Annotated in this window: 10 protein-coding genes and 1 tRNA gene; 4 read left to right on the forward strand and 7 right to left on the reverse strand. The window is 37.9% G+C overall.

The features are described 5' to 3' along the window. Nucleotides 1-10 precede the first annotated feature (10 nt). From ACYQ3L_RS06880 to dut, 4 genes are read right to left on the reverse strand one after another with little or no spacing between them, the layout of a single operon-like run. Nucleotides 11-1294 carry a murein hydrolase activator EnvC family protein gene (locus ACYQ3L_RS06880; RefSeq protein ID WP_379994198.1) on the reverse strand — a complete coding sequence of 428 codons (1284 nt, stop codon included), beginning with the start codon at nt 1292-1294 and terminating at the stop codon, nt 11-13. Further along, a complete protein-coding gene (gene lolB1, locus ACYQ3L_RS06885; protein WP_379994199.1) occupies nt 1291-2139 on the reverse strand; it encodes a lipoprotein insertase outer membrane protein LolB1 in 849 nt (282 codons plus the stop codon). The genes ACYQ3L_RS06880 and lolB1 overlap by 4 nt, the downstream gene beginning before the upstream one ends. Further along, nucleotides 2139-3893 (reverse strand): tetratricopeptide repeat protein, encoded by a 1755-nt coding sequence (locus tag ACYQ3L_RS06890; RefSeq protein ID WP_379994200.1) that lies wholly within the window; start codon nt 3891-3893, stop codon nt 2139-2141. The genes lolB1 and ACYQ3L_RS06890 overlap by 1 nt, the downstream gene beginning before the upstream one ends. A 23-nt stretch (nt 3894-3916) precedes the next feature. Next, nucleotides 3917-4351 carry a dUTP diphosphatase gene (gene dut / locus ACYQ3L_RS06895; protein ID WP_379994201.1) on the reverse strand — a complete coding sequence of 145 codons (435 nt, stop codon included), beginning with the start codon at nt 4349-4351 and terminating at the stop codon, nt 3917-3919. A 204-nt stretch (nt 4352-4555) separates the two neighbouring features. On the opposite strand from dut, the gene ACYQ3L_RS06900 reads away from it, so the two are divergent. Further along, nucleotides 4556-4630 (forward strand) — tRNA-Val (locus ACYQ3L_RS06900). 442 nt (nt 4631-5072) lie between these two features. Here the strand turns inward: ACYQ3L_RS06900 and ACYQ3L_RS06905 are convergent. Further along, nucleotides 5073-5897 (reverse strand): IS982 family transposase, encoded by an 825-nt coding sequence (locus ACYQ3L_RS06905; protein WP_459952367.1) that lies wholly within the window; start codon nt 5895-5897, stop codon nt 5073-5075. 559 nt (nt 5898-6456) lie between these two features. Here ACYQ3L_RS06905 and ACYQ3L_RS06910 point away from each other — a divergent pair. Next, a complete protein-coding gene (locus ACYQ3L_RS06910; RefSeq protein WP_380001046.1) occupies nt 6457-6591 on the forward strand; it encodes a hypothetical protein in 135 nt (44 codons plus the stop codon). Nucleotides 6592-6605: 14 nt separating this feature from the next. Next, nucleotides 6606-6863: an OsmC family protein gene (locus ACYQ3L_RS06915; protein ID WP_380001048.1), complete on the forward strand. Its 258-nt coding sequence runs from the start codon at nt 6606-6608 to the stop codon at nt 6861-6863. Nucleotides 6864-6903: 40 nt separating this feature from the next. On the opposite strand, the gene ACYQ3L_RS06920 is transcribed toward ACYQ3L_RS06915, so the two are convergent. Together ACYQ3L_RS06920 and ACYQ3L_RS06925 are read right to left on the reverse strand one after the other, a co-directional pair. Then, a complete protein-coding gene (locus ACYQ3L_RS06920) occupies nt 6904-9600 on the reverse strand; it encodes a cation-transporting P-type ATPase (protein ID WP_380001050.1) in 2697 nt (898 codons plus the stop codon). Nucleotides 9601-9945: 345 nt separating this feature from the next. Then, complete coding sequence (locus ACYQ3L_RS06925) at nt 9946-10167, reverse strand: hypothetical protein (protein WP_459952368.1); 222 nt, start codon at nt 10165-10167, stop codon at nt 9946-9948. Between the two features lie 561 nt (nt 10168-10728). On the opposite strand from ACYQ3L_RS06925, the gene ACYQ3L_RS06930 reads away from it, so the two are divergent. Continuing rightward, the gene (locus ACYQ3L_RS06930; protein ID WP_380001053.1) at nt 10729-11820 is read left to right on the forward strand and encodes a site-specific integrase; all 1092 of its coding nucleotides are present in this window, start codon (nt 10729-10731) and stop codon (nt 11818-11820) included. The last annotated feature ends 151 nt before the right edge of the window (nt 11821-11971 follow it).

Below are 11971 nucleotides of genomic sequence, written 5' to 3' on the forward strand. Positions count from 1 at the left end.
TCCGGTTACGTTATCTCAGCCAAGGCTCGGGATTGAGTTTGTTGATTCCCTGCCACAACTGGAAATGCAGTTGCGAAAGGCCTGTATCCGCATCTGTATATACTTTGCCAAGGGACTGGCCTGTTTTAACTTTGTCTCCTTGCTTTACATATATACTCTGTATATTTCCGTAGAATGTGTAGTAGTTTCCATGGCGCACAATAATACAGGTGTTATAACCCGGTATGGCCGCCACATAAGTCACTTCACCGTTAAATACGGATTTGGCCTCCGCTCCCGATTGCGACTGGATATCTATCCCGCTGCTCGATGTGGTAACGAAACGGCTGTGCTGATGGGAGCCGAATCGTGTGGTTATGGTATAATTTCCTGTTATCGGATAAGGGAGTCTCCCCCTGTTCGAAGCAAAATTATTCGATAAAGCTATATTCTCAGGTGTCGCGACAACTTTTGCGGCATCTTCTTTCGGAGGAGTCACGGTAGTTGTAGCAGAACCACTTTTCTTCGAGGTCGTTTTTGCTGCTTCCACACGGGCTTTTTCAGCGGCTATACGTTTTGCTTCCCGCTCCTGACGGGCTACTTCTTCGGCTATCAGTTTGGCTATCTGCCTGTCCAGGGCCTCTGCCTGCTGACGTTTTTGAGTCAGTATTTTTTGCAGGTCCTTTTGCTTTTTCTGAGCTTCACTAACTTCTGCCTGATAGTTGGTTTCTTCCTTCTTCAGGTTTTCCTGTTCGGTAGTGCGCTGACCGAGTAAGGCGGTTTTTTCATGCCTTGTTTTTATCAGGGCTTCCTTCCGTTCTTTTAGCTTCGCGCTTTTGTCCTTAATTTCCGAGGCTTGCTCTTTCCTCCATTCCGAGTAGTTGCGTAAATAGCGCAGCCTCCGGTACGATTCTGTCAAAGATTTCCCGGAGAGTACAAAAAGCATCTTATTTTCACTTTGACGGTTTTGAAGCATTCCGTCAATGGCTTTCGAGTAGTTTTTCTGCTTGTCTTTAAGTTCGGATTCAAGTATTGCTATTTCGGATTCAATCCGCTTTTCCTCCACATTTATACCAGTTATTTCCTGTCCCAGAAGGTCCAATACTTTTTGTCGTGAGAATATCTGATTGGATATAAGCTGTATCCTGTCCAGCAAGGTAGTAGTGCTTCTTTTAGTCTCTTTCAGCAGTTTATCGGTATTCGATATTTCACGCAAGGCGTTCTTCCTTTGCTGCTCGAGTTCTTTTATTTTCGAATTTTGAGCGAAAGAACAAATACTGATAAGGAGAATAAAGAGAAAAGCTGCTACTCTCATTTCTTTTTGATATATGTGCCTATAAGATCAGAGAAATCCACTTTGGTATATTTGGGTGATATGGAATTATCGATGCTGAAACTTTTGTCTATTTCCAATTTATCATATGTGATATTAATATCGACACGTCTTTTTTCAACGTCTACCTTGGCTTGCATGGTAGTCGGATATACGAGATTGTTGTCTTTGATGAAATCATTGTAAGACCATTGCAGGGTTATCTTTTTCTTTTCATTGTAGATCAATGTAGATGCCACATGGTTGGTGGCATCTACGGCAAAGTTGTATAACAAATCGCCTTTCCCTTTTGTTTTCAGCATATAGACATCGTTTGCCGACGATATATCATACTTCTGAAAATCCTTTTCCGCAACTTCTCTATTGCCCGGAATAAATAGTTTATTGGTAAATAAAGCCTGTAAATTGTAGAAGTTAAAATCTAGATTAGCTATAACTTTCGAATCTTTGAATCGTTCGGCGATATATTGCTTTTTCATCCTGTCGACCATAAAGATACTGTCGGGAGTGATGGTCAGCCTCATGGCTTCCCCCCCGAGTATGGGAATCCGGATCGATACCTGCAGGATGCTATCTTTTACCATTTTGAATACGGCAGGGACTTTCTGAGAAGAATTACCGGCTTTAAATTCTACATTTCCTTTGGTAGTAAGCGTTTTGAACTTAACTTCCGAAGATAACGCGTCTTCAATCACCTGCTTATGCGATTTTTCCTCCAGAGCTCCTCCGGCAGCAATTACTTTTTTCGATTTACAACTGCTCCCCGCAAATAATGCAGATATGATGAACAGGAATACAGCTATTTTATTTAATGCGTTTAGTTTCATTATTCGGCAATAAAAGTTTTCGTTTCTATTTTCTTTTCCAATGTTTTGGATTTGCTACCCCCCTTTTCCTTTGCTTTCTCCCAATACTCCAGGGCTTTTTCGGGTTCATCCGTTTTATATAAGACATCTCCATAATGCTCCAATACTTCGGCGCTAACCTCTTCCTTCTTTTCCTGGCTGTACTTTATGGCATTCTCGATATAAATTTTGGCAATCGTATAGGCCCCCTGTTCAAATAATACCCATCCATATGTATCGAGATAGGTAGGATTTGAGGGTTCGGCTTTTACCGTAATGCTGCTCATCCGTTCCGCTTTATCGAGATCTTTTTTTACTAAAGACAAATAATAACTATAATTGTTCAGTACACCCAGATTATTCGGGTCATAGGAAAGAGCCTTATCGTAAATAACAAACGCGCTGTCGCGTTTTTCCATCTGATAGTACAGATCTCCTATCTGTCCGTAGAAATCGGCCAAAAGCTTTGTATTGTTCTCATCTACATATACTACTCCTTTTTGCAGGGCACCGAGCGCCTCCTTATAATTCTCTTTCATATACTGGGAGACTCCCAGATAGAAATAGAACTGTGGTTGGTCGGTGATATAGGAAAGTGCTTGTTTACATACCTTAATAGATAAATCGATGCTGTCAGGAAAAGTGGTATATAACATCTGTTCCCATCCAACAGGGTTTGTAGGATTAGCTTCCGCAAACAACTGATATTGAAAACGGGATTCCTCTTTTTTATTCTGCATCATCAAAAGGTTACCATACATCAGGTTGAGTTTCGGTTCCTGCGGATGCTGTATCATCAGTGTATCGAACAGGGCGTTGGCTGCCTGCGTATCTTTTTGAGTCCTTTGCAGCGTACCTACATACTGCGCAAGGATGGATAGCTTAGTATCAATGTCCATTTTAGGACTAACAAGAGCAATGTGCAATTCGTTCTCTGCAGCGTCCTTGTTCCCTGTCTGCTGATAGTATTCGGCCATAGACGAGATGAGGTAGGGATCATCAGGGTCGATGGATTTGGCACGGCTGTAAACCATGTAGGCTTCCTGTGTTTTTCCTGCCTGCAGATATAAATCCCCAAGAAGGATCTGATATTTGATCTCGTGCGGATATTTGTCTATATACTTCTGAATTTCAGCAAAGGCTTGTTTCTCCTGTTTCATCATCGTATATAACTGATACTTTTGCAGGCTTATCTTTTCGTTCATACCTACTATCTGCTCCAGTTTATCCAACGTTGATATGGCACTTTTGAAGTTACCATCCATACGGTATGATTCCGATAAGTAGACGTATAGTTCTGTATTATCAGGATCTCCGGCAACCAGTTTTTCGAATTGCTCTATGGCATCGCTGTATTGCTTAAATTCGAGGCACATGCTTCCGTATGCCATATTGTAGTAATAGTTACCACTATCATATACTGTGGCTCTGCGATAATAATCGATAGCCTTATTCTTGCTTTCAATAGAATTGTAATAATTGCCGAGTTCGTACAATACATTTGCATTTGTAGAATCGATTGCCATACAGTATTTTAGATAATCGAAAACCGCATCGTATTGATTGGTAGCTTTGGCATTCATTGCCTCATAAAAGAAATAGTCGAATTTACGGCTATCGTCAACAGAAAGCTTTACTGTAACCGGACTGGATATTCCGCTGTTTTGAGCAAAGGAAAAAAGATTACCTGCAATAACAAGTAAGGCTAAATAAAAAACACGTGCTTTTTTATGCATATCAAAAATGACGTTTCTGAATATTACTGTTTGCCTGTGTGGCCAAAACCTCCGGCTCCGCGCTCCGTTTCATTGATTGCCTCTACCTCATCCCAGAGGACCTGCTCATGCGAAGCAATAACCATTTGACATATACGTTCTCCATCGTTTATAACAAAATCATCATTTGATAAGTTGACAAGTATGACACGGATTTCGCCACGATAGTCTGCATCGATAGTACCAGGTGAGTTTAATACCGTCAGCCCGTGCTTGAAAGCCAGCCCGCTGCGGGGACGTATCTGAGCTTCATATCCTTGCGGTAATTCCAAATACAGGCCGGTTGGAATAAGAGTGCGTCCCAACGGCTTCAATGTTACAGGTTCCGTAATGTTTGCTCTCAAATCTACTCCGGCAGAATAAGGTGTTGCATATTCGGGTAGCGGATGGTGTGATTTATTTATAATTTTTACGTTCATCGTTTTAAAGTCATATATTTATATTGCTGCGAAATTAGTTAAATCTTTGCAATCTACTTAGCTAATTGATAAAAATTAAGATTTTAAAATGCTTGAAGTCATTTCGTTTCAAAATATTTTTCAAAAAAAGATTTCAAATGTTTTGAAATATTGAAAAAAGCTATATCTTTGCATCGCATTTGAGAGAAAATGCATCCCAAACAAGGGCGTTTAGCTCAGCTGGTTCAGAGCATCTGCCTTACAAGCAGAGGGTCGGCGGTTCGAATCCGTCAACGCCCACTTGACTATCAAAGACTTACGAGAAATTGTAAGTCTTTTTTCGTTTATATGTACACACAATTTGCACACAACTTTTGAAATCAGAAGAAACGGAAAGAACACTATTTATAACACATCTCAAATAATATAAATTTGTTTTCTTTATTTTTCAGCTCATTATTTTCTATTGACCATACAGGCCTCTTCTAAGAATAAATAATATCTTTGTTAAATTCTAATTGAAAACACTATGATACCCAACTATCAGGCAATTATGCTTCCCCTATTGAAAACTATACAGATAATGAGATCATTATCTGTATAGTTTTCAATATCCTTTAGATAGTTATATAAATCTAAATATTTCATAATGCAAACAGATTATACATATGTTCATTTACTCTAGAATGAATTCACTTATAAGAAGAATAGAAAAATAATAATAATTAATTTAAGTTGCTATTTATAGATTGTAAATTTTATCAAAAGTATATCCCCAAATGAAAGCAATAAGTTTAATCAAGAACCCCTTTTGAGTGACGGCATGAATTTTCTTAGGCAAATACTTGGTAATATCACTAAAAGCTGTTTCAATCCGCTTTCTGTGAATAGATATCAGATATTCCATACACGGATTATGCGGCTTTGTGGAATTACTTTTCCTGGCAGCTTTCAGATAAATATTATTATCGGCCAGCATGTCTTCAAGCAAATAATCAGTGTAAGCGGAATCAGCCAGAAGTTGACTTCCATCAGGCAGGTTGACCGGCAATTGTTTTATACCGTCAATATCATGGATTCCGCCTGCTGTAAAGGTAAATTCTACGGGAATACCATCCGAAGTAACTATCATATGAACTTTAAAACCATAAAAATAAACACGTTTGGAAGCACATTTACCTCGGTATTGTTCCCCTTTGACAATCCTGGATCTACTTATGCGTATATTATGGCAGACCTCTACAGGAAAGCTATCGATGCTATAAGTTGTCTCAAGGCTCATACCCTTTATTGCCTGGCCTGTATAGAAAAAGAGTTGGCTAAGAAATTCTCCTATATTGTGCAACCTGCGGTTGAAGCGGCTTTTGCCAAGCATACGAGGCATCAATCCGGTAGAACGGACAAAACAGATGGATTTCTCTATATTGCCTGCAAAATACTGGGCGGCAATCAGAACTACCGTAATGATTTCCGCATCACTGGTCTTACGGCTCTCAGGCTCTTTGTGGTTCATCGATTTCAATATATCATCAAAAAATACGTATATTGCAATGGTTTTTGTAACCATGGTCAGTCCTTTTTTGTGTGTTAGCACCGCAAAGTTAAGGGATTGACCTTTTTTATTGGATAATTCTATAAATAGCAACTTGAATTAATTACTTTACAAAGTATAAAAAACTCTTGTAGAATATCTCATTTACAAAAGCTTGGATATAAATTCCCCATATTCCTTCGTAAAGAATTGATTTTTGATTTTATATATATTATTTCTTTTGATACCAATTAAAGGATCGACACTTCTCAAAGAATTATATGCAATACAATATACCCCCTGAAAATTTAGGCAGATTCTATAAAGATGTAAATATAGAAGAATTTGGGTTTGTGGACGTAAGTCATATTAATAATTTTTCAAAAGGCATTGAAGTGCGAGTCTTAAGATCAAAGATAGAACGACTTCCATTCTATTTACACAATAAAAAAACAAATTACATAATTCACAGAATATCAAAGATCAAGCCGAAAAAATGTATTATCTTGTTATTCGAAGTATAAACCCCAATATATAAATGGTATGAAAGCAATGTATACAGCCGTAGCAATTTCTGTAGGCGGAAGAGAGGGTAATGATTAAATCACCGGATGGAGTATTGGACCTTGAAGTCAAACCACCAAAAGAAATGGGAGGCCCGGGTGGTTCGTACACTAATCTTGAACAATTTTCGCAGCCGGTTATTCAGCATGTTTCGGGAGTGCCTTAAATCATGCGGCATTATTGAAAAAGAAGGAAATAATCTTAACTGTAACGGCAAAAGTTAGTATTGGTAAAAACAACGATGGAGGTTTCCAATTAGCGGTAGAGATGGATGTGGATATTCTTGGAATGGATCAAAAAGAAGCAGAAGAATTAGTTAAGAAAGCGCATCTGGTTTGCCCTTATTCCAACGCTACACGTAATAATATTGAAGTGAAGTTAGCCGTTACGACCACAGCTCAAATAATAATGTCAAAAGAAAATTTCTATGTCTTTTGAAATAAAGCCATAGGAATTTTCTTTGTATCCGCAAGTTTAATTAAATTACTCCCTTATACTTATCTATACGTCTGATAATAGATTTTTCAATTTCTATAATGAAGAATATCCCTAAACCAAACAAAATAGGATATAACCAATCATATACAGGCAAAGGCTTTGTAGCAAACAATCTGTTCATAAAAGGTAAATAAGTGATGCCTAATTGCAGAACAATAAGTATAGTCGATACTACATAAATCGCTTTATTATTAAAGAAATTCTTATTAAAAGCATATCCGCGAATACTCCGGCAATTAAATAAGTGGAATAATTGAGAAAAAACAATAACCTGTAAAGTAATCGTTTTAACGATATCGGCATCATATCCACGACTGAGCAATATCATATTGAGAATTAAAGTGCCTCCGCCGATAAGTACCGATATAAATAATATCCGCCATATAAAATATTTACTTAATAAAGGAGTATTTGGTAAACGGGGTGGACGCTCCATTGTTCCGGGTTCGATATTCTCAAATGCTAAAGCCAAAGAAATGGTAATGGATGTTATCATGTTTATCCATAATATCTGTACGGGGGTAATCGGTATCATTACCCCGAATAAGATACTGGCTATAATCAAGAAACTTTCCGCTCCATTTGTGGGAAGAATAAACAAAATTGTTTTCGTCAGATTAGAGAAAACACGCCTGCCTTCTTCAACCGCTGAAACTATTGTCTTGAAGTTATCATCTACCAGTATCATTTCTGCCGCATCTTTAGCAACCTCTGTTCCTTTTATTCCCATAGCAACACCTACATCGGCTTTTTTCAACGCGGGGGCATCATTTACCCCATCGCCAGTCATTGCACAAATAGAACCATCCAATTGTTGCGCATTTACCAATCTGAGCTTTTGTTGAGGAGTAGTACGTGCAAATATATCGTATTCATGCACAGCCATTACCAGCTCGTCATCAGACATTTTTTCTATATCTTTTCCCTGAATAGCTCTTTTCCCATCTCCAATACCCATCTCCAATCCAATCGCTTTTGCAGTATTTACCAGATCGCCCGTAATCATTTTTACACGGATTCTCGCTTTGAGACATTCGTCAATGGCTTCGAGAGCCTCCCTGCGTGGAGAATCTATTATTCCTGCCACACCTAGAAAAATCAAATCGTCATATATATCTTCATGTTTAAGATCGCTCTTTCCTGAATCTACAACCTTATAGGCTGCCCCAATTATACGCTGTCCTCTATCAGCCAGATGGGTAACTTTATCATTCCAATAAGTAAAATCAAAATTTCTAACACCATTGAGTGACTGCTCTTTGGAAACCATCTCGAAAAGGTGGTCGGGAGCACCTTTCACAAAAATGATATTTTCGCCGCCTATATGAGTCAAAGCCGCCATATATTTATATTCCGAATCGAAGGGTATGGTAGCAATACGTTCAGCTTGGTTAACTTCAAAATTAGCTTTCCGATACAATGTAATCAATGCGCCTTCCGTCGGATCGCCTTGTACTGTCCACAATCCGTCCGCATCATTACTTATTGCCGCATCATTACATATTTCCATACAATAAATCAGTCTCGTCAGGACTGATTGTTGCTTAAGATCAACCTGTTCTTCGTTTATTAAAATCATACCTTCAGGTATGTAGCCTATTCCTGTAACCTTAAACTCATCATCGGCAGTTTGTAATGTTTTAACAGTCATCTCATTTTTAGTGAGCGTACCGGTTTTATCAGTAAATATAACTGAAACAGCACCTAAGGTTTCTACCGAAGGAAGATGACGTATAATGGCTTTTCGTCGAGCCATATTCCTAACTCCTATAGCCAGTATAATAGAAAGAATAGCAGGCATACCTTCGGGTATAGCTGCTACTGCAAGGCCAATGACTGACAATAACAGAACTTCGGTCTGATAATCGCGAAAAAAATAACCGAACAAGAAAACAAATAATGATATGACCACTATAACTATTGATACCATTTTACCGAAGTGAGCCGTTTGTTTTATTAATGGTGTAGTAATGGCAGGTACTTCATCGAGAAGTTTATTAATCATACCTATCTCTGTATTCTCACCCGTGGCAACGACTATCCCAATTCCTGTACCTGTACTTATTGCAGTACCTGAAAAAGCCATATTTGTTTTATCGGCCAATATCGTATCAGGATCAAGTACACTGATTATCTTTTCGGAAGGGACAGATTCGCCGGTTAGAGTAGACTCATCTATCTTGAGATTATCTGCTGTCATTAATCGCAAATCAGCAGGTACCTTATCGCCGGGAGCTAATAAAACGATATCGCCGATAGTAAGATCGGTGGCATTAATTTCTTTTCGTACTCTATCTCTTATTACTTGAGCTTTAGACGATAGCATTTTCTTTATTTTATCCAGAGCTTTTCCGGCTTTATTTTCTTGAATAAAGCCAATAGATGCATTGATCAAAGTGACAAGTAGTATAAATATTGTTTCGAAGTATTGGCCAAGCACTGCTGTTACAACAGCTGCGAAAAATAGCACATAAATTAAGATGCTGTCAAATTGTTTTAAGAAGCGAACGAATTTATTCTCTTGCTTTTTTTCAGGAAGATCATTTTTGCCAAATTCGTCAAGTCTGTTTTTAACTTCTTCTTCCGATAGTCCATTTACGACATTTGTATGTAGTATATCAATGACAGTATTAGCATCGATAGCACTCCAATTATTATTTCCATAATCCTTTTTCATAAAATTCAATTTGATAATTTATAGGGACTAAGACCTATTCGATCTTTTGTTAAGCATATAGCTATAGCCTGCTATTGCTAATAATTCAGGTGCATTGTAGATAATATTCAGTCTCACGCAGCTTCAAGACAGTTTATTTATATTATGTCCCGGAATCTTACATCCTTCAATAATGAATGTAGTTTTACTTAGAGCGCCTGTTCTTTCCCTCTTTTAAATAAATCTATAGACTAGATTTAAAGATCAGTATAAATTAGAGTCAAGCTATTACATAATCAGAATATAAAGTTTCACCCGTAGAGCATTTATGCGATACGGGTTCAGTTATTAATACTTAAAACATCCTCAGAATATTTCCCTGATATGGTTTGCATTACTTTTAATGGTGTCAATGACCTGGCTTATTTGGCCCTTCATTATTAACTTTGACATGGAAAGAGCAAATCCTTTTAGCTGTTCGAATTCTATTTTAGGAGGCATTGCTAATGCATTGGGATCTGTACTAACGGATATTAATACAGGCCCATCCATCATAAAAGTCTTCTTTAATGTGCCTTCAACTTCCATCGGATTATTTATTGAAAATGCCTCCATCCCCATAGCTTGAGCAAGTCCGTGACATCTTTATTTTTAGCTGTTTCACCGGGATATCATATATTGATTTATGTAATTTAACCCAATCTGATATTGAGCTGGGGTTTGACAATCATTTATGGATAAAAATTAATCGACATAAAACTCATCAGCCAGCACATATCCCATTATTGAAGATATCACTCCAAATTTTAGAAAAATATAAACGGCAATATAATGATGAACCAATATTCCCTATAAACAGTAATCAAAAAATGAATGAATATCTGAAGGAAACAGCAGACATTTAGGAGAGAGGAAGCAAAAGAGAGTAACGAGAATTAAATCAGCAGATTAAGTAAAATAGTTCTTTTGACAAAAAGAGAATAAATGCACGAAAAAGCAAAGATGACGGCGAGTTCAGTTTCCAAATCATTACCTGAGTAACTTTACGGCATCAGAGTCTATTCGTCACTTATTCAGTGGTTTGCGTAATTTTGCATAGCACCGGATAACTCTAAGTAAACTAAATTTGTAACAAAAAAAATTAGAGTTATGGCAAGAAGTACATTTAAGGTTTTGTTCTACCTGAAAAAGAACAATCTGAAAGAGGGCAAAGCCCCGATTATGGGCAGGATCACAGTCAACAGTACCATCTCCCAGTTTAGCTGTAAGCTAAACATAAAGCCCGACCTTTGGGACACCAAAGCAAACCGAGCATCGGGTAAAAGCCTCGAAGCACAGAAAATCAATCAGAAGTTAGATAATATTAAAACCCAGATCGGTAAGCAGTACCAAAGTATTTGCGACAAAGATAATTTTGTTTCTGCCGAAAAAGTCAAAAACGCTTATCTGGGCTTCGGGGATGAGTTCCGCACTTTCTTCTCTATTGCAGATGAGTTTTACGAAAGTTATGCCAAACGTGTGGGTAAAGACCGTACCGAAGGCTCTTACGAGCAACTGATTATTAATCGCAGACGAGTCGAAATGTTTCTACGGGACAGATACAATCTTTCCGATATTCCGATCAAGGAAATAGAACCTCCGTTTATTGAAGATTATTATGCTTATCTATTGGAAGAACGCAAGCTGGCAGGAAGCACTTTGCTTACAGCTGTTACCAAGCTCAAGCAAATTATGTTGATTGCGCAGCGCAAAGGATATATCCATATCAATCCTTTTGCTAGTTTTCGATTCAAGGCCAAAACACGTGACAGAGGCTATCTGACCGAAGATGAACTCAAAAGATTTATGTCTGTGGAGCTTCGCCGATATAAGCAACGACAAGTTCGGGATATTTTTGTTTTCCAAGCCTTTACCGGATTGGCTTACTCCGATGTCAAGAAACTAACCTTCGATGATATTCAAACTTCTTTCGATGGCGAATTGTGGCTTATAGCTAAACGCAAGAAGACCAATGCGACATTTTATGTAAAGCTACTTCCGGTAGCTAAACAACTGATTGAGCAATACCGATTAGTAGCCAAAAATAATTATGTATTTCCTGTTCCCACTTTTGGCGATAGTATGAATCGCTGTCTGCAACGTATCGCTAAATTATGCGGTATTACCAAGCGAGTTACCACGCATTCAGCAAGACACATGAATTTTTCTTTCCGACTGAAAACAAGCAAGTTGCAAGAATAAAAATCTTAGCAGGTAACGGTTTAGAAACGAGCGAATTTCTTTCTTTTACCTCATTTTGCACAAAATACAAAGAACGGCTTTTGACTACAAAGATATAAAAGATTACTTACTTAACCATAGAGAAAGTAATATATTTATCTCCATGTTTTAT

This window comes from Dysgonomonas termitidis, from assembly GCF_054657735.1.